Annotated in this window: 23 protein-coding genes; 5 read left to right on the top strand and 18 right to left on the bottom strand. The window is 33.2% G+C overall.

All coding sequences use genetic code 11. From position 1 onward, the window contains the following. Nucleotides 1–129 precede the first annotated feature (129 nt). Complete coding sequence (locus tag CN946_RS04490) at nt 130–963, top strand: DUF1002 domain-containing protein (protein ID WP_286133818.1); 834 nt, start codon at nt 130–132, stop codon at nt 961–963. Nucleotides 964–1,435: 472 nt separating this feature from the next. On the opposite strand, the gene CN946_RS04485 is transcribed toward CN946_RS04490, so the two are convergent. The 11 genes from CN946_RS04485 to CN946_RS04435 all read right to left on the bottom strand — a co-directional run bounded on the left by CN946_RS04485 (nt 1,436) and on the right by CN946_RS04435 (nt 9,478). Continuing rightward, complete coding sequence (locus CN946_RS04485; RefSeq protein ID WP_098860071.1) at nt 1,436–2,896, bottom strand: spore germination protein; 1,461 nt, start codon at nt 2,894–2,896, stop codon at nt 1,436–1,438. Then, on the bottom strand, nt 2,893–3,456 hold the full coding sequence (gene spoVAEA / locus CN946_RS04480; RefSeq protein WP_049819788.1) for a stage V sporulation protein SpoVABEA: 564 nt from the start codon (nt 3,454–3,456) through the stop codon (nt 2,893–2,895). The genes CN946_RS04485 and spoVAEA overlap by 4 nt, the downstream gene beginning before the upstream one ends. A 3-nt stretch (nt 3,457–3,459) precedes the next feature. After that, nucleotides 3,460–3,810 carry a stage V sporulation protein AE gene (gene spoVAE / locus CN946_RS04475; RefSeq protein ID WP_098429714.1) on the bottom strand — a complete coding sequence of 117 codons (351 nt, stop codon included), beginning with the start codon at nt 3,808–3,810 and terminating at the stop codon, nt 3,460–3,462. Nucleotides 3,811–3,821: 11 nt separating this feature from the next. After that, entirely contained in the window at nt 3,822–4,829 is a 1,008-nt protein-coding gene (spoVAD, locus tag CN946_RS04470; protein WP_097979051.1) for a stage V sporulation protein AD, read from the bottom strand. A 13-nt stretch (nt 4,830–4,842) separates the two neighbouring features. Next, nucleotides 4,843–5,295: a stage V sporulation protein AC gene (gene spoVAC / locus CN946_RS04465; RefSeq protein WP_069031810.1), complete on the bottom strand. Its 453-nt coding sequence runs from the start codon at nt 5,293–5,295 to the stop codon at nt 4,843–4,845. Between the two features lie 12 nt (nt 5,296–5,307). Then, on the bottom strand, nt 5,308–5,724 hold the full coding sequence (locus tag CN946_RS04460) for a stage V sporulation protein AB (RefSeq protein ID WP_098860070.1): 417 nt from the start codon (nt 5,722–5,724) through the stop codon (nt 5,308–5,310). Continuing rightward, the gene (locus CN946_RS04455) at nt 5,717–6,340 is read right to left on the bottom strand and encodes a stage V sporulation protein AA (protein WP_098860069.1); all 624 of its coding nucleotides are present in this window, start codon (nt 6,338–6,340) and stop codon (nt 5,717–5,719) included. The genes CN946_RS04460 and CN946_RS04455 overlap by 8 nt, the downstream gene beginning before the upstream one ends. Nucleotides 6,341–6,627: 287 nt before the next feature. Beyond that, the gene (gene sigF, locus CN946_RS04450) at nt 6,628–7,383 is read right to left on the bottom strand and encodes an RNA polymerase sporulation sigma factor SigF (RefSeq protein ID WP_056466881.1); all 756 of its coding nucleotides are present in this window, start codon (nt 7,381–7,383) and stop codon (nt 6,628–6,630) included. 12 nt (nt 7,384–7,395) lie between these two features. Continuing rightward, nucleotides 7,396–7,836, bottom strand: a complete 441-nt coding sequence (gene spoIIAB, locus CN946_RS04445; RefSeq protein ID WP_025672021.1) for an anti-sigma F factor — start codon at nt 7,834–7,836, stop codon at nt 7,396–7,398. Continuing rightward, complete coding sequence (gene spoIIAA, locus CN946_RS04440) at nt 7,836–8,186, bottom strand: anti-sigma F factor antagonist (RefSeq protein ID WP_069031806.1); 351 nt, start codon at nt 8,184–8,186, stop codon at nt 7,836–7,838. The genes spoIIAB and spoIIAA overlap by 1 nt, the downstream gene beginning before the upstream one ends. A 128-nt stretch (nt 8,187–8,314) precedes the next feature. Further along, nucleotides 8,315–9,478 carry a D-alanyl-D-alanine carboxypeptidase family protein gene (locus CN946_RS04435; RefSeq protein ID WP_098860068.1) on the bottom strand — a complete coding sequence of 388 codons (1,164 nt, stop codon included), beginning with the start codon at nt 9,476–9,478 and terminating at the stop codon, nt 8,315–8,317. A gap of 192 nt (nt 9,479–9,670) precedes the next feature. Between CN946_RS04435 and CN946_RS04430 the strand changes: the two genes are divergently transcribed. From CN946_RS04430 to CN946_RS04420, 3 genes are read left to right on the top strand one after another with little or no spacing between them, the layout of a single operon-like run. Further along, nucleotides 9,671–10,054 carry a GntR family transcriptional regulator gene (locus tag CN946_RS04430; protein WP_098860067.1) on the top strand — a complete coding sequence of 128 codons (384 nt, stop codon included), beginning with the start codon at nt 9,671–9,673 and terminating at the stop codon, nt 10,052–10,054. A 1-nt stretch (nt 10,055) separates the two neighbouring features. Further along, nucleotides 10,056–10,934, top strand: a complete 879-nt coding sequence (locus tag CN946_RS04425; RefSeq protein ID WP_176547204.1) for an ABC transporter ATP-binding protein — start codon at nt 10,056–10,058, stop codon at nt 10,932–10,934. Next, nucleotides 10,927–11,928, top strand: coding sequence for an ABC-2 transporter permease (locus CN946_RS04420; protein ID WP_098860065.1), 1,002 nt, complete (start codon nt 10,927–10,929; stop codon nt 11,926–11,928). Before CN946_RS04425 ends, CN946_RS04420 begins: the two co-directional genes overlap by 8 nt. Before the next feature lie 77 nt (nt 11,929–12,005). On the opposite strand, the gene CN946_RS04415 is transcribed toward CN946_RS04420, so the two are convergent. Both CN946_RS04415 and CN946_RS04410 read right to left on the bottom strand, forming a co-directional pair. Further along, the gene (locus CN946_RS04415) at nt 12,006–13,304 is read right to left on the bottom strand and encodes an NCS2 family permease (RefSeq protein ID WP_098860064.1); all 1,299 of its coding nucleotides are present in this window, start codon (nt 13,302–13,304) and stop codon (nt 12,006–12,008) included. A gap of 361 nt (nt 13,305–13,665) precedes the next feature. Continuing rightward, nucleotides 13,666–13,965, bottom strand: a complete 300-nt coding sequence (locus tag CN946_RS04410; protein ID WP_098860063.1) for a hypothetical protein — start codon at nt 13,963–13,965, stop codon at nt 13,666–13,668. Nucleotides 13,966–14,222: 257 nt separating this feature from the next. Here CN946_RS04410 and CN946_RS04405 point away from each other — a divergent pair, with 257 nt between their 5' ends. Then, a complete protein-coding gene (locus CN946_RS04405; protein WP_098860062.1) occupies nt 14,223–14,696 on the top strand; it encodes a hypothetical protein in 474 nt (157 codons plus the stop codon). 124 nt (nt 14,697–14,820) lie between these two features. On the opposite strand, the gene CN946_RS04400 is transcribed toward CN946_RS04405, so the two are convergent. From CN946_RS04400 to CN946_RS04380, 5 genes are all read right to left on the bottom strand, one after another. Next, nucleotides 14,821–15,765 (bottom strand): nucleoside hydrolase, encoded by a 945-nt coding sequence (locus tag CN946_RS04400; RefSeq protein WP_098860061.1) that lies wholly within the window; start codon nt 15,763–15,765, stop codon nt 14,821–14,823. A 198-nt stretch (nt 15,766–15,963) separates the two neighbouring features. Further along, nucleotides 15,964–17,271 carry a pyrimidine-nucleoside phosphorylase gene (locus CN946_RS04395; RefSeq protein WP_098860060.1) on the bottom strand — a complete coding sequence of 436 codons (1,308 nt, stop codon included), beginning with the start codon at nt 17,269–17,271 and terminating at the stop codon, nt 15,964–15,966. A gap of 96 nt (nt 17,272–17,367) precedes the next feature. Next, the gene (locus tag CN946_RS04390; RefSeq protein ID WP_098860059.1) at nt 17,368–18,186 is read right to left on the bottom strand and encodes a purine-nucleoside phosphorylase; all 819 of its coding nucleotides are present in this window, start codon (nt 18,184–18,186) and stop codon (nt 17,368–17,370) included. Between the two features lie 13 nt (nt 18,187–18,199). Next, nucleotides 18,200–19,381: a phosphopentomutase gene (gene deoB / locus CN946_RS04385; RefSeq protein ID WP_098860058.1), complete on the bottom strand. Its 1,182-nt coding sequence runs from the start codon at nt 19,379–19,381 to the stop codon at nt 18,200–18,202. A gap of 283 nt (nt 19,382–19,664) precedes the next feature. After that, nucleotides 19,665–20,366 carry a TerC family protein gene (locus CN946_RS04380; protein ID WP_098860057.1) on the bottom strand — a complete coding sequence of 234 codons (702 nt, stop codon included), beginning with the start codon at nt 20,364–20,366 and terminating at the stop codon, nt 19,665–19,667. Nucleotides 20,367–20,558 lie beyond the last annotated feature (192 nt).

Genomic DNA, 20,558 nt, shown 5'->3' with positions numbered 1-20,558 from the left:
TACAAAAAACAAAAAGTAATGACAAGTTTTCTAAAAGTACTATAATAGTGTTGTAAGATGTAAAATTTGGATTATTGTAAAGGGAGTGTCTCTTTGTTAAAAAGAAAGTTATTAGCGTTCACCATTTCAATGGGATTATTAGCTATGCCTTTATCGGTATTTGCTGATTCTGTTCCTGGTGATACGATTGTTACTCTTGGACAAAATTTGTCTGAAACGCAAAAGAAATCATTATTAGCTGAAATGGGTGCACCATCTGATGCTAGAATTGTGACTGTTTCGAATCAAGAGGAGCATAAATATTTAGATGGTACTGTACCTAGTGCTCAAATCGGTACTCGAGCTCTTTCATCTGCTATGATTACAATCGGTGAAAAAAATACAGGTATCGTCGTTCAATCAAATAACATTTCATGGGTTACTAACTCAATGTATACAAATGCTTTAATCACAGCTGGATTAAAAGATGCAAATATTGTCATTACTGCACCATTTGAGGTCTCTGGTACAGCTGCTTTAACTGGGATTATGAAGGCTTATGAGCTAAGTTCAGGTGAAGTTATACCTGATGATGTTAAAAAAGTAGCAAATGAAGAAATGGTTAAAACTGCCAAACTTGGTGATTCAGTAGGTAATGAAAAAGCTGTACAACTTGTCACTAAAGTGAAAGAAGAGCTTGCTAAAAATCCAAACATGTCAACTGATGAATTAAAATCATTAATTGATCGAATAGCAAAGGATCTTGGTATTACATTAACTGCAGATCAAAAGGCTAGTTTGATGTCTTTATTTGAAAAAATGAAAGATTTAAATATTAATTGGGATCAAGTAGGAAACCAATTAACAAAAGCTAAAAATAAAATTTCAGATTACCTAAATTCTAAAGAAGGTCAATCTTTTATTCAAAAACTTAAAGATTTCTTCTCCGCATTATTTGATGCGATTCTTTCATTCTTTAAATAATAATGAAACAAACCCGGTTACTTAAAAAAGTAACCGGGTTTATTGTGTTAAAAGCGCGCTGCACTGCAAAAAAAGCTCAGACTGTGCAAATAAATCATGAGGTGCACTTAAAATTTGATTATCGCAATTAAATTTGGTAAAACTGCAATTAAAATTTGAGTATCGCAATTAAATTTAACAAAACTGCAATTAAATTCTATAAAAGCGCAATTAAAAATAAAAGTTACCCATACCAGTACGGGTATTTCAAGTTAAAGAAAATACAATATCAGCTTATATTAAATGGATAGCTCTAATTTTTTCTATTTCCAATAAAAATTAGGCTAATTACTATCAAAAAGTTCGATTTTATCTACTACAAATGCAAAGCGCTGTTGAGATACCTCCCCAGCGCTAGTACATTTTTGTGGCCGTCTATTTATCAGTTAATCTGACTCCTAGGACAGCCCCCCTCTTTTATTTCATAAGCAGATCAAATAGTAGCATCACCGATTGTTTTTCCACCTTTTTGATGTTGACTTTCACTAGCTTTTGTACGGATAACTAAATGCCAGAAGGCTCTTCCATCAAATGGAATAAATGGCCAAAAATAAGGTGTATTTAAAGTGTTGAGGCTTGCTAAAAACAGTATAAATAGTGTTGAACCAATCATAAAGCCTTTAACCCCTAATATTGCAGTTAAAATTAATATAAAGAATTTGGCCAATTTATTTGCAAGTGCTAGCTCATAACTAGGCGTCGCATATGATCCAATCATTGACACAGCTGTATATAGTACTACTTCCGGTTGGAAAAGGCCTACATCAATTGCGACTTGCCCAATTAATACTGCTGCAATAATCCCCATCGAAGTGGAAACTGCATTTGGTGTATGTATACTTGCCATTCTCAGAAATTCAATCCCCATATCGGCAATAATTAATTGTAAATAAATTGGAATATTACTTGTTTCTTTTGGACCAATATAACTTAATGATTTTGGTAATACCTCTGGATAATTACATAATAGCAACCAAAATGGTAATAAAAAGATTGACATAAAAATTCCTATATAACGACACCATCGAAGGAATGTTCCGACTGTAGGAGTCTGTCTGAATTCTTCAGCATGTTGCATATGGTGGTAATACGTTGCAGGCGTAATGATTACACTCGGAGATGTATCCACGATAATACATACATGTCCTTCGAGAATGTGGTTTGCAACAACGTCAGGTCTTTCCGAATATCTAACTAAAGGAAAAGGATTATATCCTTGTTTTAAAATAAATTCCTCTAATTTCTTATCTGTCATTGTAAGACCATCAACGTGGATACCTGTAATTCGATCCCGAACTTCTTTTACAAGTTCCGCATGCGCTAAGCCTTCTATATAGGACAAACAAATATCTGTCTTAGAGCTTTCACCTACCTGAAGAATTTCATTTCTTAAATTTTCATCGCGAATTCGTCTTCTAATTAGGCCAGTATTATTAATAATGTTTTCAGTAAAACCATCTCGTGATCCACGTACTACTCGCTCAGTATCTGGTTCTGTTGGACCACGTCCAGGATAACTCCTAACATCGACTGCAAGTCCTTTATCTTCTCCATCAACTAATACTACAATTAAACCTGATAATACTTTCTTAATAACATCTTCAAATGTTAAAACGATTTCTACTGATTGATGGACAATTGTATCCTCAATATTTTTAAACATTGATTTATTTTTCTCGACTTTTTCTAACCCAATTAAGTCATCTAAGAATCTTTGAATAAAACTTGTATCCGTTAATCCGTTAACATAATATAGATTAACTTCAACTTTATTTACAAAAATCACACGTTTTCCGACATCAAAACTTACTCCATAACCGATCCGATCACTAATTGTATAAGCATTTGTAACTAGTTTATTTGTAAGTTTTGTCGGCTCTTTTTTCGTAGTCATTGGAGTTCACTCCTCTCGAGGATATATTCAATTGCTTTTCTTGTAATGGGTGAACCGATTTCTATATCATCTCTTCCACCCATTTTTCCAATATCGCCGATTCCTAAAATGAAAGGAATATTTAGTTGATCTAAATTATAAACGGTGTCTCCATTTATTCTTCCGATTTCAATATCAGGTACTCCATACTTATCGACACCGTATTCCGTTAAATTCCCTTCGTTATCAATACTTACATCTACTTTTGTCCATTCTTGATGATGTGTATTTGATGCTACTGCTAGTGCAGCAATAACTTCAATATGTTTATCACTTGCTACATATTTTAAAGCTTTTTCTCCAGGACCTTCTCCCATAAAGCCACTGTCATCAAACAATACAAATACTGGTTCCTTTTGTGCTTGCATTATGATTTCAACCATTCTCTTTCCAGAGAACTTAGTGGGATTACCTTTCGATTGTGATATTGTGCATCCGCCAAATTGTTTTGCCAAATACTCAATACTCCGATGTGCATAAACATCTCCGTCGGTTACGATAATGATCCTTTTCTTTTTCATAAGTTAACCTTTTGGCTTAAAAATAAGTGCTATTATAAATGAGAATAAAATTGCTGCTGAAATTCCAGATGAAGTTAGGGAAAAAATCCCCATTCCAATACCAATAAATCCGTGATCACTTGCTTCCGCCATCGCTCCATGTAATAAAGAATGGCCAAAACTAGTAATTGGAACGGTTGCACCTGCACCAGCAAATTTTATTAGCTTATCGTAAATGCCAAACCCATCTAAAATTGATCCAATTACTACAAATATGCACATCACATGCCCTGGTGTTAATTTTGTGAAATCAAAAAGTAATTGGCCAACTACACAAATTAGACCTCCTACTATAAAAGCATTAACAAAATCCATCTGAACACCTCCTAACAGCTTTCGAAAACGACAGCATGTGAAATAGTTGGAATTGATTCTTTCTGTTGAATCATTGTTGGGCTTAAAAGAGCTCCGGTTGCCGCTACTAAAATTCGTTTATAAGTACCTTTATTTAATTCTTGAAATAAATGACCATATGTTACAACTGCTGAACAAGCACATCCACTTCCCCCAGCAAAAACTTCTTGATTTTCTCGATCATAGATTAGCAATCCACAATCATTGTATTTTCCAGCCATATCATATCCTTCTTCTCTAACAAGTTGTTCGCAAATAGGTGCGCCTACAGCTGAAAGATCTCCAGTTACGATAAAATCATAATCATCAGGCGTCGTATTTGTGTCCTTAAAATGTTGTACAATTGTATAGGCTGCTGCTGGTGCCATCGCAGAACCCATGTCGAATGGATCTGTCAAACCTAAATCCTGAACTGTACCAATTGTGGCGCATTTTACTTTTATTTTGCTTTTTTTATTTGAAAGGAGAACACTTCCTGCTCCAGTTACTGTAAAAGTTGCAGAATCTGGTTTTTGTCCACCGTATTCTGTAGGATATCTATATTGCCTTTCAGCAGTAGCATTATGGCTACTTGTTGCTGCCAATGCCATTTTTGCGTAGCCACTATCGATTAACTGCGCACCAAGTGCAGCCGTTTCCATAGATGTTGAGCATGCACCAAACATACATAAAAAAGGAAGTTGCAATTCCCTTGCCATAAAGTTCGCAGTAACATTTTGATTTAGTAAGTCACCTGCTAAAAATACATCGATATCTTCTACGGTTTTGTTTGCTTTTTTTAGTGCAACTGAAATTGCATTTCTCATTAATGCTCTTTCTGCCAATTCCCAATTATCTTCATTACAATGAAGATCTTCATAAGCATAATCAAATTTGCCACCTAACAGTCCCAAGTTTTCTCTTGGTCCAACAGCGGTTCCAGATGCTTGGACATAAACACCATTTTGAAACTCCCAAGTTTGTTTACCGACTAAAGCCATATGTACTCACCTCCTAAAGGAATACTTTAAATGCGTATCGAATCATTCCAACGACGTATGCCGAAACAACTCCATAAACAATTACACAACCAGCTAGTTTAAACATATTTGTTGCAACCCCTAGAACGAGACCTTCACTTCTATGTTCCATAGCTGCACTCGTCATAGAATTGGCAAAGCCTGTTACAGGAACAGCAGATCCTGCACCTGCAAATTGTCCAATTTTGTCATATATACCAAACCCTGTAAGTAAGCTAGAAATTAATACAAGTGTAGCTACTGTTGGATCACCTACATTTTTTTCAGTAAAGTTAAAATAGTTAATATAGATTTTCGTAATACATTCACCTAAAAGGCAGATAAATCCACCAACTAAAAACGCTTTAATACAATTTTTTAATACCGGTTTTTTCGGTTGGTATGGTTTTATATTCTCTTTATAATTAGCTTTTAATTTCCCACTCATTTCATCCATCCTTTACTCTATAAAATAAATCCAATGAAATAACGACCCAAAAACTTTACCTAGTGCAATTGCCATTAATAAGTACACAATTTTCTTTTGAATGCCAATCCGTTTCGCTAAGATGGGAAAAACGTTTAATACTTCGGTTAACGCTGCAGCTAACATTCCAATAAAAATACCTGCTAACAGCCCAATAAATATTGAAAAGATATTCGGCAAATTAAAAACGGTATTTCGCAAACTAATCCAGCAACCAAAGATTGCTCCTAAAATAACTGCAAACTCATAAGCTCGAATTTTTTTAATCGTTTTTGTTAACTGCGTTAGTCTTGGAATAATTCCAATAACCGATAAAAATGCTACAAAGCCCGTACCAACAGCAATACCTCCTGAAAAACCTACAAACACTATAAACAATTCTCTAATCATCGGTATTTACACTTTTGTTTGGCTTTTTATTTTCGTTTACTAACACATATTCATCCATTGAGCGTTGGTACTGAAACATTTCTACTTCAAGAGGACTCGGTTCTTCGTTTAATCTAGTCTTAAACCATTGATTAAAAAATAAAATCATCCCAATTCCTAGTCCAAAAGAATATGGTACTTGAAGTAATAAAGGTTTATGATTATGTTCTCCTGTAATCATATAGTAAATTCGTTGTTGAACCTGTTGCATGCTAACATCTTCGTGGAAATAAATAATTGCTAATGAAGAACCTGTAAATAACAAGATCCAAACGAAACAAAACAGAAAAAAACGATCCTTTGAAACTTCATTTTTAAGTTCTATTATGCACATTGTCACTCCAACTAGCTCGAACGAAATATCAGGTTCAATTTCAAGAATTAATGGTAAAAGCTCTAGAATATCAATAACTGTATGTGTACCATCCTCCTTTTTTGATTCATGTACAATGATGTTTTGAATTCGGGTTAAATCAACATTAATCCCTTGTAATCGTGCAATCTCTCCTAGATGTACACGTTTACCTACTTGTACAACGATTCGATTGATTAATTTAATATATAACACCTTATTCATACTTTCCCCTCAGTTTCAAAGCTTTATGAATTCAATTACAACTAGTATGTGAAAACTTCCCAAAAATATAAGTCCAGTAAGATTGATCTCCAGTAGTTCGGTAAGTAAAAATAGGAAAAGTTTGTCGTCAGTCCTATCAAAAAAAGCATCTGATAATGGGACTTGAAGATGTTCATCTTTATTTGAAACTAGAGTTACAGTAAAAACTCAAATATAAAGACAAAATAAAAAAGCTGAAAAATCGTATTGTTTTTCCTACGATTCTTCAGCTTATTTAGCTCAAGATTTTATTTAATTTTGTCTTTCATTTGTTGGAGAATCTTTTTCTCTAGTCTTGAAACTTGCACTTGAGAAATTCCTAATCGTTCAGCAACTTCTGATTGAGTTTGATCTTTATAATATCGTAAATAGACAATTAATCGCTCTCGATCATCTAGTTGTTTTATCGCTTCTTTTAATGCAAATTTTTCAAACCAATTTGTTTCATGGTTATCAGCAATTTGATCTAACAATGTAATCGGATCACCATCATTTTCATACACCGTTTCATGTATTGATGAAGGAGCTCTACTTGCCTCTTGTGCAAGTACGACATCCTCTGGTGTAATTTCCATATGAGTAGCAATCTCGTTAATTGTAGGCATTCTTCCAAGCGTTTTACTTAATTCTTCTTTTGCTTTTCGAATCTTATTATTCGTTTCCTTTAATGAACGACTCACTTTAACCGTTCCGTCGTCTCGAATAAATCGTTGGATTTCTCCGATAATCATCGGAACAGCATATGTAGAAAATCGTACATCATAAGATAAATCAAATTTATCTACCGATTTCAATAATCCGATACAACCAATTTGAAATAAATCATCTGGTTCATATCCGCGGTTAATAAAGCGCTGAACAACTGACCATACAAGTCTCATGTTGTGCCCGACGATGCTGTCTCTAGCCAATTGATCTCCAGCCTGACTACGCTTAATTAACTCTTTTAATTCATGATCCTTTAACTGCGCACGGGGTTGATCTTGCTTGACTTCTACGTCCATAGGCGATTCTCCTTAATTACTTAAAACATTGCTATTTGATAAGTACTTTTTAACGGTAATCGTTGTACCAACATTAATAGTGGACACAACTTCACATTGATCCATGAAATTCTCCATAATCGTAAATCCCATGCCGGATCTTTCTAAATCTGGTTTTGAAGTGTATAAAGGTTGCATTGCTTCATCTAAATCAGCAATACCTATACCTTCATCTCGAATTGTTAAAGTTACTGTCTGATCTTCAAGTAGAACTGAAATGAATACGATACCTTCAGGATTATTTTCATAACCATGAATAATCGCATTTGTAACAGCCTCAGATACGACAGTTTTAATTTCTGTTAATTCATCTAATGTAGGATCTAGCTGGGTAATAAATGCAGCTACAGTTACACGAGCAAATGATTCATTTTGACTTAATGCGGAAAATTGAAGGTTCATTTCATTTCGCATTATGCCACCCCCAATACATTAAGTCCATTTGACTCATCATCAGCTAAATGAACAATCTTAAATAAACCAGACATATCAAACAACCGTTTAATTGATGGAGAAATTGAACATACAACCATTTCTCCACCTTTATTTCGAATAACTTTATATCTACCTAAAATGACACCTAAACCAGAACTATCCATAAACGTTAAATGCTCAAGATTTAATAAAATATGTTTGATAGTCTGTGACTCTAATACCTCATTTACTTGTAAACGTAAATCCTCAGCAGTGTGATGATCTAGTTCCCCTGCAAGTCTTACACAAAGGATTGCATTTTTCACTTCAAGTTCAATATTAAGACTCACTACAATAACCTCCTTATTTGACGGTTATTTTAGAGTTCTTTAAAACTAAACCGAATTCCTTCACGTATGACAAAACTAGTGGCAAAACGCCAAATCTTTTAGTAATACTCGAAATTAGTCGGAAAAAATCAGTTGAATCCTCCAACAGTACGCTTAAATAAATCGTACCAATTAGCTTTACTTACCGATTTATTAGCAACCAAATCTGTTTTAGATAAAACTTTGCTACCTTGTTTTAATATTAAAACACCGACAACTTGCCCTTTTTTAATTGGGGCTTGAATATTTTTGTTCAGCTGAATATCTTTCGTAATTTTATTCATCGCTTCACCCTTCTTCAAAACAACTGAAACTGGGCTTTTAGTGATAACATTTACACCTTTAGACTTACCTTTGCTAATACTAAGCCTTTCGATATTCTCACCTTGTTTAATTAACTGTTTTACTTGATATTGATTAAATGCATAATCAAGCAAATTTGTCATTTGTGCATTTCTTTCTTTAGAAGTTGGTGCACCCATAATCACGCTAACTACTCGCATGTTGTTCTTCTTAGCAGTTGCTGTTAAACAATATTTTGCTTCTGCAGTAAATCCAGTTTTCAAACCATCCGCTCCTGGATAAAAACGAACTAGTTTATTCGTATTAACTAACCAAAATTGTTTTTCAGTATCTTTTCTCAAGTAATCTTCATAAGTACCAGTAAACTTTGTAATTAATGGATATTTTAAAAGCTCTCTTCCCATGATTGCCATATCATACGCAGATGAATAATGACCAGGTGCTGGTAGCCCAGTTGGGTTTTCAAAATGTGTATTTTTTAATCCTAACTGTTTTACTTTTTTATTCATTAGAGCGACAAACGCCTCTTCTGTACCTGCAATTTTCTCTGCCATTGCCACCGATGCATCATTTCCTGATGCGATTGCAATCCCTTTTAACATTTCTTTTACTGTCATCTCTTCGCCAGGTTCTAAAAAGATTTGTGATCCGCCCATTGACGCAGCATGTTCACTTGTCATAACTTTTTCATCTAACCTGAGTTTTCCTTTATTGATTTCTTCCATAATAATAAGCATTGTCATAATCTTAGTCATACTTGCTGGTGGAAGCTCTTTTCTAGCGTCTTTTTCATATAAGATTTTCCCAGTATCTTGTTCAATAATTACGGAAGATAATGCACTTTTTGCCAAACTTACATCATTATTTTGTGTCTCTCTTGCATTTACTTTAGGTAGTGATAAAGAAAAGATCATAACACTACTTAAAAGAGTTAGTAATACCCTTTTCATCTATAACCCTCCATTCTTTTCATACATATTTTTTCCAAATATAAGTAGTTTAATCAACCACAGAAGAAAATATTAGAAAGAATGGAACTATTTACATACATGAAAACATATGATATAAGTAAAGTGTATTAATTACATCCATACACTTAATACACTCCATACACTTAAGAAAACATTTGAGGTGGTGATCTCTTGATTATTATTTTAGACCCAAGAAGCCATTTACCCCTTTGGGAACAAATTGTTCTACAAACAAAAGAACAAATTCTAAGAAAGATTTTGGTAAATGGCGATAAACTTCCTTCCGTACGTGAATTAGCAACTACATTGGTGATCAATCCAAATACTGTTAGTAGAGCCTATCAAGAACTAGAGCGCACTGGAATCATCGAAACGATAAGGGGTAAAGGAACATTTGTAATTGGTTTAACAAAAGAGACTGTTTCAACAGATACCCTTTTAAAATATAAAAATAAACTTTCTAATTTATTAATTGATTGTTTAACAGATGGCGTAAAAGAGGAAGAAATAATTAATTGGGTAAAAGAGTTTTATTCTAATAAAGGAGCTGAATAGTTTGTTGAAAATCCATCATTTAAGTAAAAAACTCGATGAAAATGAAGTGTTAAAAAATCTAAACTTTCAAATAGAAAAAGGTAAAATCACAGGCTTAATCGGTAGAAATGGAGCTGGTAAAACGACTCTTTTAAGGACAATCGTTGGCATCCTATCTCCAGACGAAGGCTCAATAAGTATTGACGATGAAGAGATTAACGAATCACCTATCACAAGAAGACAAATTGCATATATGAGTGATTCTACAAATTTCATTAATCAATATAGTGTGAAAGAGCTTATTACGATCTATGAAAATTCATATCCAAACTTCAATAAACACAAATTTCTAGAAGCATTAAATAAATATAAATTACCTAATACAACTCTACGTAAATACTCAAAAGGGATGAAAACACTTATCTATTTATTATTAACCTTTTCTACAGATGCCAAATATGTCATTTTAGACGAACCAACTAATGGTTTAGATCCAGTCGTTAAACGGACTGTTTTGCAATTAATCATTGAATATGCAAGCACAAACTCAGTCGGAGTGATTATTTCATCACATCATCTCGCTGAACTAGAAAAAATAATTGATCAATATTTATTTATTAAGGATGGAAGAATTAATTCAATCTCTACAATGGAAGAGAGTACGAGTCAATTTTATAAATTACAAGTAGCATTTGAAGATGGCTTACCTAAAATATTTGAAGATGACCCATCTATTTCTGTATTCTCAAAAACCGGCAAAGTAGCAATTATCATTATTAATGGAAATAAGAACGAATATATAAAACGAATGGAAAATGAAAATCCGCTTCTATTAGAAGAACTTCCATTAACATTAGAGGATTTATTTTTCATAAATGATGGAGGGGACTTATATGTTTAGTAAAGCATTGTGGCTAATAAATTCCAAACAATCTAGACTTGCACTTATTTTATTATATCTTGTCTATCTGATTATTCTTCCATTTAGCTATTACAATAACACTGATGAATTAAATCTAGCATTACTAACTAATCCTAGTAATCCGTACCTTTATATCACTGACTTTAGTATGCTAGCATTTATTTCACCAATCATCGTATTAATATTAAGTATTTTATTAATAGGAATTGGACGAAATACTGGAGGAATTGATTTCCAATTTTCGCTTCCTTTCTCACCTAGACAACTTTATTTATCAAAATGGGTATTTGGAATTGCCCATATTTTTTTGGCGACTGTTGGATTAATTATTTTAACTCTATTAATCCATTACAATACTAATCTACACAAATATATTGATGTTTCATCATTTGTAACTATTTTTTCAGTCATATTCCTATTTACGATTGCTTTTTTTACAATTGGTCTATCGATTGGAACAATTACAGGTCATTATTTTTCTCAAACACTTTTCACTATTTTTACGATTTTCTCACCTAGTATTATCTATTTTAGTATTTATTCAAACTTAAATGGTATCTTTAACTATAAATTATCTGGCAATAGCTTTGAAAAAACGATTACTAGTTGGTCTATTCCATATCAAACAGGCCCACTATATATTTCAAAAGATTTTAATGAAAAAATCGTTCATTATCCAACTATAGACTCCGGAAATTTAACGATCATTACCCTTTATATCGTTGCATTTCTACTAATCGGTTTATTATGTTATAACAGATATGCGAATGTCAATAATGGCAAATTATTCGTTTATAAAAAATTCGGTTTATTCGTAAACGTCTTATTTGTATATCTTTCAGCGACATTAATCGCTTTATTAACATCTACCATTGCAAATGGAAATAACACGTTTATTTACGTGATTGGATTAATAATTGGTACCGTTGTTGGCTATTTCTTCTATAAACGTTTAAATAAATTTTTTGATTAATGTTTTGCAAAATCTAAATTTCAAAAAACAACAAATTAAAAAGCGCTGGTTCTTGGTAAAAGAATCAGCGCTTTTTTTTATGAAATAAAGTTCAATGCAAATCGTACAAAGAATAGTGCAGAAATTGCCACCATATATGGTGTAATTTCAGTTTTCTTACCTGCTGCCATTTTTACTAATGGATAAGCAATAAAACCGAATGCAATTCCGTCAATAATACTATATGTTAAAGGGATGAATGCTAAAATTAAAAAGGCTGGTATTGCCTCAGTAGGATCATCCAATTGAATATCTGTAATATGTTTAACCATTAATGAACCGATTATGATTAAGATTGGTGCAATCGCAGATGTTGGAATATATGCTATTAATGGCATAAAGAGTAAACATCCTAAAAATAAAAATCCAGTTACAACAGAAGTAAGACCTGTTCTACCACCAGAACTGATACCTGCACTACCTTCAACAGCAATAACTGTTGGACTAGTCCCAAGTAAACCGGATAAAATAATACCAAACGCAGTTCCTTGAACAACCTTTTGTTGCTTATGCTCTTGGTTAATCATGCTTAATTGACCATGAATAATACCGATTGATTCGAATAATACAACCATTGTTAACGAAAATACTGCAATCCAAAATGGAAAACTCAACACATGAGCAAAGGTCAGTTGTCCGACAACTTCACTAGCAGATTTCATTGTAATTTTAGTTGTATCATGTGCTTTTTCAATTCCACCATGTAAAATGAATGAAATGATTGTACCTAAAATAACCGTAATTAAAAAGTTTGCAGGTACATTTTTAATAAAAAGATAAATTGCAATACCTAGTGTAATAACTGTTGCTAAAACATCCACGTTTGTAAAATTTGCAATCGAAACAAACGTACTTTCATTTTTTACAACAATCCCACCAGCTTGAAGACCGATAAACGTTAAGAAAAATCCAATTCCAACTGTAATTGCACTTTTTAGTGATAATGGAATCGCAGTTGTTAATTTCTTAATTAATTTTGTGAATGATAAAATTGATAATAAGATTCCACTTACAAATACAACAGCAAGTGCTTCTTTCCAATTCATTCCCATTTCTCCAACCATTGTATAAGTAAACAATGCGTTGATGCCCATTCCCGGAACTAATACTAAAGGTGAATTACTCCATAATCCCATCATAACGCTTCCAAAGAAAGCTGACAAAATTGTGGCAATCATTGCACCTTGGAACGGTATACCTGCATCATGCAAAATTGTACTATTAACGGACAAAATATAGACAAGTGTTAAAAATGAAACTGCACCTGCAATCAACTCCGTTTTAATGGTCGTACCGCTACCTTCAAGATTAAACTGTTTGTTCAATAAATTTTTCAAAGAAATTCCTCTCTTTTAGTGTCTCCCTCTCCCACCCATGCAACAAGGCACGATTACAATTATACTAAATTTAATCAAATAATTAAACAAGAAAATAATTTTCTTTAGAATTTAGATTACAAATGCTTCACGATTACAACAATACTAATAGGTTCTCAACTTGTAAAAACTTATAGTTATTTAGTGTTTCGTTTAGTAATTTTTTTGATGAGCAAGTTGTTTGGAACTAAAAAAGTACTGGATTCATATTAGAAATACTTTGGCCTGAGACCTCAAGTTGTTAAGCAACAGCTTAGGTCTCTCCTGCCAGGATGAATGCGAGCATTTCTAGTAGTAATCCCCGTACTTGAAACAATAAATATTAAGCATTTCCGTAATAATCAGCTATATAGATAAAACCTTTTTTTCGAAGGATATAATTTTCTTCATTTAAAGAATAACATTTTGCGTGTTCATTTTTTAGGAACTCCTTATCACCTTGATTATGTTCTTGGTCATCTGCAATTTCAGACTTTACGGCTAAAATAGGATGGCCATTAAAAAATACATGAGTCCTTAATGCAATGGAGGGTGAAGAATGTAACACAAAAAATAAAATGAAGGGTATTAATATTACCGGACTAAACATCAGAATTATTTCTTTCCACGTCGTTTGCCTCATCTTTACACCTCTTAGTTTCACTATTTATTTTTCTTTATAACGTGATAATTCGCTAAAAATTTTTTAACTCCTGTTCGGCAATCACCATCTATTTGAAATGGATAGCCGATCATATAGTAGAACTTATGTATCTTAAAAATACATTAGTTGTATACCTTTTATGTTAAAACACAATAAGGATTCATTAATTTTCCCTATATTTTTTTAGTTTCATCTCGTAAGATGGAACTAGATAAAGAAATTAGGAGTGTGTTTTTTTGAAGGATTTATTTAAGAAAGTGTCAGCAACAATTGGTTTTACATTGCTAGTAACAAGTCCCATTATCTTCCCAATGTTGTTTTTTTTATTTGGAATGTCTACTGACTCCGATGGTACTGGGGCTGGTGGGGAATTATCAGGATCATTTTACTTTACGATGTACTTGTTTATATTTTTTATTGCCATCATACTGATCACTTCTATTATTACTAAATTGATAATCAATAAAAGTATTATATTAAAGCTTATTAGCTGTACTGTTTTGTTGTTTTTACCCTTTATTTTACAGAAATTTTCATACACTGAAATGTATGGCTTCCTATTCATTCCAATAGGGGTTATTTTATTAATCACTTTAGCTATCTATAATAGACTTGATACGTGGAAAAAGCCTTTTGTATGGTTTTTAATCATCTTTCCATATATCATTTTTGCACTTATGTTATTAGGAAGCTTAAGCTTAAGTATTTAAAAAAATAATAATATAACAATAAGCAAAAACAAACCCTTGCATAATATGGCAAGGGTTTGACAAAAGTTGCGATAAAGCTAAAGTTTGAATCCATTAATTTGATAATTCTCTATTAATTTTTAAACTAGAATTTCTCCCCAGTCATAACTGACATAAAATCCTTATAAAATCCTTCATAGTCTAGGCCGACTGCGATGTGTTGTTGTGGTCTTCCATCAAATTTCTCAGGAGTATCAGTTACTCGAAAGTCTGCAATACTTTGACCCCTAGCCGCATCGGTAGAATCAATTACAACAGAAGATTGATAGAATTTAAATAAATCGCTACGTATGACTGCCATGAGAGTTACCGCATCATGAACTGGACTCCCCTTTATGCCAGGTACCTTCTTTTGATAGAAGTTGAAATAATAGTAATCTAATAATGGTTTTACAAGATCAGTTTTTCCTTTAGAATGAATATAATTGGCCATTGAAGGAGTTACGATGGCATTTTGCGTTACATTTAAGGGGAAAATATATGCACCATTTACATACTTCATAACGATATTAGCTGCTAACGGATCACCGTGAAAATTCGCTTCAGCTACTGGTGTAACATTTCCAGGATAAAGAAAAGCCCCGCCCATAATATAGTAAGAATTCACACTTTTCATCAAATCTTCGTATAAGATAAATAAGGTCGCTAGCGAGGTTAACCTCCCAGTATTCACTATTATTAGTTCATCCTTATGCTGCTCAATCAAATTAATCACTTCACAAAAGTTCTCTAAGTTCTCTAACTTTAATCCTGGATCGATTGGACCTAAACCGAACGGACCATGTATATCAAGGTAATAGGTCGGGATTTCTCCCGTCATTGGTTTCTCAGCACCCCCATAGACTTTAATATATTCTTTTCCTGACCTTTTAAGTAAAAACCGAACATTCCTTGTCGTTTCTTTTTTAGATACATTCCCATAATCAGCTACAATCCCAATTATATCAATATCTTCTGTTAATCGTGCATAAACCAAAGCGATCGCATCATCAATTCCTACATCACCGAAGAATAACACTTTCTTTCCCATTAGCTTAGCTCCCTCTAAATCAAAACTTTGGAACATTTTTTATTATTTATTCCTTTGATATAAAGGTATGTTCTTATCTATTTGAAAAGTATAAAAAAAGACCATATATTATTAACTTGAAAAGTAACCTGCCATTTTATTGAATAAGAAGAACAAAAAAAGCTATTCTCACCTTTAGAGAATAGCTTTTTAAAATTTTTAAGCTTCCATAATTAAATCGTAAACTAATGTAGGTTCTTCTACTTTTTCAGTAGAAATTTTAATGTTTTCTAGTAAGTCTTTTTCAACTTCACTAATATCTTCTGTGCTTGAATATACAGTTACTAATGAATCTCCTTTTTTAACTGCTTCGCCTACTTTTTTGTTCAGCATTAATCCAACAGCTAAGTCAATTACTGATTCTTTTGTTGCACGTCCTGCACCTAATTTCATAGCTGCTGTTCCAACTGCATCAGCGACGATTTGTGAAACATAACCATCTTGCTTGGCTACTACTTCTTGTACATATTTAGCTTGAGGTAGTTTTGATGGATCATCTACTACTGAACCGTCTCCACCTTGAGCTACTAAAAATGCTTTAAATACTTCTAAAGCTTTTCCGTTTTTCATATTTTCTAGAAGTTTAGCTCTTGCTTCTTCTATTGTTTCAGCTTTTTTAGCTAATACAACCATTTGGCTACCTAATACTAAGCATAATTCTTCTAAATCTTTTGGACCTTCACCTTTAAGAGTGTCAATTGCTTCTTTCACTTCTAATGCATTACCAATCGCAAATCCTAATGGTTGGCTCATATCAGAAATAACTGCAACTGTTTGTCTTCCAACGTTGTTACCAATCTTAACCATCGCTTTAGCTAAATCGCGTGCATCATCAATATCTTTCATAAATGCACCTGCACCAGTTTTAACATCTAAAACAATTGCGTCTGCACCAGCAGCGATTTTTTTACTCATAATTGAACTTGAAATTAATGGAATTGAGTTAACAGTTGCTGTTACATCACGTAGTGCATATAACTTTTTGTCAGCAGGTGTTAAATCTCCTGTTTGTCCGATAACAGCTAATTTAATATCATTTACTTGTTTAGTAAATTCTTCTTCTGTTAATTCAACATGGAAGCCTTCTACAGCTTCTAATTTATCGATTGTACCACCAGTGTGACCTAAACCACGTCCACTCATTTTGGCAACTGGAATATCTAAAGAAGCTACTAATGGACCTAATACAAGTGTAGTTGTATCGCCTACTCCACCAGTTGAATGCTTATCAACTTTGATTCCTTCAATATTAGAAAGGTCAATTGTATCACCAGAATGTACCATTGCCATTGTTAAATCACTATATTCTTTTTCAGTCATACCCTTTAAGAAAACTGCCATTGCAAAAGCACTCATTTGATAATCAGGTACACTACCATCTGTGAAACCTTTGACTACAAAATTAACTTCTTCCGTTGTTAATGTTTTTCCATCACGTTTTTTTTCGATTAAATCTACCATTCTCATTTTTGAAACGCCTCTTTCTAATTTGTATATATTACTTCTAATGAAAAGTGACTTCCACATAATGTAGAAGTCCTTTTATAATCGTTAACTTTTGAATTAACCGATTTTAAGAATAATCTCTTTTACTAAAGATAAAAATGATGCTCTTACTCTTTGTGTTGTTTCAATAACTTCTTCATGGTTTAGCGGTTGATCTAAAATGCCCGCTGCCATGTTTGAAATACATGAAATACCTAGTACTCTTAATTCAGCATGACGTGCCACAATTACTTCAGATACAGTTGACATTCCAACAGCATCAGCACCTAATGTTCTAAACATGCGAATTTCAGCTGGAGTTTCATAAGATGGTCCTGTCAGTGCAGCGTAAACTCCTTCTTGAAGTTTTACATCTACTTCACTAGCAGCATTTTTTGCAAGTTCTCTTAATTCACGGTCATATGGATAAGACATATCTACAAAACGAACGCCTAGCTCTGGGTTATTTGGGCCAATTAGTGGACTAGTACCAGTAAAATTAATATGGTCTGTAATTAACATTAAATCACCAGGTTCGTATGAAGTATTAACTCCACCTGCTGCATTCGTTACGATTAATTTTTCTACACCTAATTCTTTCATGATACGTACAGGGAATGTAACTTTTTCCATGCTATATCCTTCGTAGTAGTGAACTCTTCCTTGCATTGCTACTACTTCAATACCGTGTATCGTTCCAAAAACTAGTTGTCCTTCATGCCCTTCTACTGTTGATGTTGGGTATTCAGGAATCGTATGATACGGTATTTTTTCTTGATTTTCTATTTCATCAACAAGAACTCCTAAACCTGATCCTAAAATCAATCCAATTTTAGGCTGTCTGTCAACTTTACTTTTAATAAACTCAGCGGCTTTATCGATATTTTCTTTATTCATATGTAACTCCACCTTATCTCAATTTTTCAAAAAAACTTGATCCATGTGATGGCATTGCAACTTTAAAGTTTTCTGCAATGGTTGCTCCAATATCAGCAAAAGTTTTTGGTATTTCTAATTCTTTACCTTCTGAAAACTGTTTACTATAAACTAGTAAAGGAACATATTCTCTTGTATGGTCTGTACCAGTATATGTCGGATCATTTCCATGATCGGCAGTAATCATTAATAAATCATCTTCTTTTAATAAATCAAATACTTCAGGTAATCTTGCATCGTATTCTTCTAATGCTTTACCGTAACCTAGTGGATCTCTTCTATGACCGTAGACTGCATCAAAATCAACTAAATTTAGGAAGCTTAAACCGGTGAAGTCCATTTTTAATGTTTCAACTAATTTATCCATACCGTCCATATTTGAAACAGTACGTAATGCTTTCGTAATTCCTTCACCATCGAAGATATCAGCAATTTTACCGATTGAAATCACATCAAAATTTGCATCTTTTAACTCATTCATAACAGTACGTCCAAATGGTTTTAATGCATAGTCATGGCGATTTGGTGTACGTTTGAAGTTTCCAGGCTCTCCTACAAATGGTCTCGCGATTACACGACCAATCATGTATGGATCATCTAATGTTAATTTACGTGCAATTTCACAATAACGATATAAATCTTCTAAAGGAACAACTTCTTCATGAGCTGCAATTTGTAAAACAGAATCAGCAGATGTATAAACGATTAAATCGCCTGTCTTCATATGCTGTTCACCAAGTTCAACTAATATCTCAGTTCCTGAAGCAGGTTTATTTCCGATTATTTTACGATCAAAATGGGTTTCTAATTCGGTTATTAATTCTTTAGGGAATCCATCAGCAAAAACTTTAAATGGCTTATCAATGTGAAGACCCATGATTTCCCAATGTCCTGTCATTGTATCTTTTCCAACTGATGACTCTTCCATTTTTGTGTAATATGCAAGTGGCTTATCGGCCTTTGGAACCCCTTTCAATTCTCTAATATTACTTAAACCTAGTTTTGCCATGTTCGGCATATGTAAACCATTCATTTCTTCAGCAATATGGCCTAGTGTATCTGATCCAACATCATTAAATTTTTCTGCATCAGGAGCTTCTCCGATCCCTACAGAATCCATAACAACGAGGAACACTCTATTAAATTTTCTATTCATTTGTTTTCCTCCTAACTCATCGAAACAAACTGAAACTTAAATGATAGCGTCAGATGTCTGACAACTAAAGTATACTTATTGTCCTAATTCTTTTCAAGAATTATATTTTCCAATTTGTGTCTATTGATACTATAATTCCCCAGAATACTGTTAATTTGACATAAATATTTCATAATTATTTTCTTTTTTTAGTCGCTAATAAAAATGATATGCTAAAATTTCCTCTTACATACTGATTGCAAAATAAAAAGCCCAAGCTTTATAAGCTGGGCCTTTTAAAGTATTATGCTGTTTGATTTTGTGAATTTGCAACTTGATGTTTTTGTGCTTTTCTTCTAGCAACAATTGTACCAGCTCCAATTACGATTGCAGTCATGACAATTTTGAACGCTAAAGCAATATATTGATTTTCAAAAGCATCGTGAATCATCTTTTCATGCGTAATCATACCAGCTGCCGTCCAAGCTAAAATACCTGAACCAATTGTTGTAATAATTGGGAATTTGTTCATAATTTTCATTAATAATGAGCTTCCACCAACAATAATTGGAATAGAAATTAAAATACCAATTACGATTGCAACTAAGCTACCATGTGATACACCAGCTAAAGCTAAAACATTATCAAGACTCATTAATGCATCTGCAATGATGATTGTTCGAACTGCTCCCCATAATGTTGCACCACTTTTAACTTCGCCGTGTCCAGAGTCATCGACTAATAATTTAAAAGCAATCCATAATAACATTAAACCACCGATTGCATAAATAAACGGAATTTTTAATAAATACACGATTACTGCTGCAAATACTATACGTAGTCCAATTGCACCTAATGTACCAAATAATACTGCTTTTTTCTTTTGTTCAGCTGGTAAGTTTTTCGCTGCTAATGCGATTAGAATAGCATTGTCACCACTTAATAACAGGTCGATAAAAATTACATTCAATAGTACGCCAATACTTAATCCACCTAATAAATCCATGACTCTTCCCCCTTATGAAACTACTATTTTTAATTAAACAACCTGTACCCGTGACTACAAAATAAAAAGACCTTTGCCAATAGTTGTAGTTCTACGGCAAAGGTCTTGCTGAGCACACATATGTATGCCAACAAAGCCGATGAGAATTTCTTCTCATGTAATGACGACTTTGTTTCAGGATCTCTCCTGACG

This window comes from Bacillus sp. AFS053548 (assembly GCF_002575105.1).
Lineage (GTDB): Bacteria > Bacillota > Bacilli > Bacillales > Bacillaceae_G > Gottfriedia.
The sequence above is the reverse complement of the archived record's forward strand: the minus strand, read 5'-3'. Positions and strand labels throughout refer to the sequence as shown.

Excerpts from the sequence above, each read along its gene's own strand:
- CN946_RS04390 (WP_098860059.1), bottom strand. The coding sequence starts at position 18,186 with ATGAATAAAGAAAATATCGATAAAGCCGCTGAGTTTATTAAAAGTAAA.
- CN946_RS04485 (WP_098860071.1), bottom strand. The coding sequence starts at position 2,896 with ATGACTACGAAAAAAGAGCCGACAAAACTTACAAATAAACTAGTTACA.
- CN946_RS04435 (WP_098860068.1), bottom strand. The coding sequence starts at position 9,478 with ATGAAAAGGGTATTACTAACTCTTTTAAGTAGTGTTATGATCTTTTCT.
- deoB (WP_098860058.1), bottom strand. The coding sequence starts at position 19,381 with ATGAATAGAAAATTTAATAGAGTGTTCCTCGTTGTTATGGATTCTGTA.
- CN946_RS04455 (WP_098860069.1), bottom strand. The coding sequence starts at position 6,340 with ATGAATAAGGTGTTATATATTAAATTAATCAATCGAATCGTTGTACAA.
- CN946_RS04395 (WP_098860060.1), bottom strand. The coding sequence starts at position 17,271 with ATGAGAATGGTAGATTTAATCGAAAAAAAACGTGATGGAAAAACATTA.
- spoVAD (WP_097979051.1), bottom strand. The coding sequence starts at position 4,829 with ATGGCTTTAGTCGGTAAACAAACTTGGGAGTTTCAAAATGGTGTTTAT.
- CN946_RS04400 (WP_098860061.1), bottom strand. The coding sequence starts at position 15,765 with ATGGGAAAGAAAGTGTTATTCTTCGGTGATGTAGGAATTGATGATGCG.
- spoIIAB (WP_025672021.1), bottom strand. The coding sequence starts at position 7,836 with ATGCGAAATGAAATGAACCTTCAATTTTCCGCATTAAGTCAAAATGAA.
- CN946_RS04460 (WP_098860070.1), bottom strand. The coding sequence starts at position 5,724 with ATGATTAGAGAATTGTTTATAGTGTTTGTAGGTTTTTCAGGAGGTATT.
- spoVAE (WP_098429714.1), bottom strand. The coding sequence starts at position 3,810 with ATGGATTTTGTTAATGCTTTTATAGTAGGAGGTCTAATTTGTGTAGTT.
- spoVAEA (WP_049819788.1), bottom strand. The coding sequence starts at position 3,456 with ATGAAAAAGAAAAGGATCATTATCGTAACCGACGGAGATGTTTATGCA.
- sigF (WP_056466881.1), bottom strand. The coding sequence starts at position 7,383 with ATGGACGTAGAAGTCAAGCAAGATCAACCCCGTGCGCAGTTAAAGGAT.
- spoVAC (WP_069031810.1), bottom strand. The coding sequence starts at position 5,295 with ATGAGTGGGAAATTAAAAGCTAATTATAAAGAGAATATAAAACCATAC.
- CN946_RS04410 (WP_098860063.1), bottom strand. The coding sequence starts at position 13,965 with ATGAGGCAAACGACGTGGAAAGAAATAATTCTGATGTTTAGTCCGGTA.
- CN946_RS04380 (WP_098860057.1), bottom strand. The coding sequence starts at position 20,366 with ATGGATTTATTAGGTGGATTAAGTATTGGCGTACTATTGAATGTAATT.
- CN946_RS04420 (WP_098860065.1), top strand. The coding sequence starts at position 10,927 with ATGTTTAGTAAAGCATTGTGGCTAATAAATTCCAAACAATCTAGACTT.
- CN946_RS04490 (WP_286133818.1), top strand. The coding sequence starts at position 130 with ATGGGATTATTAGCTATGCCTTTATCGGTATTTGCTGATTCTGTTCCT.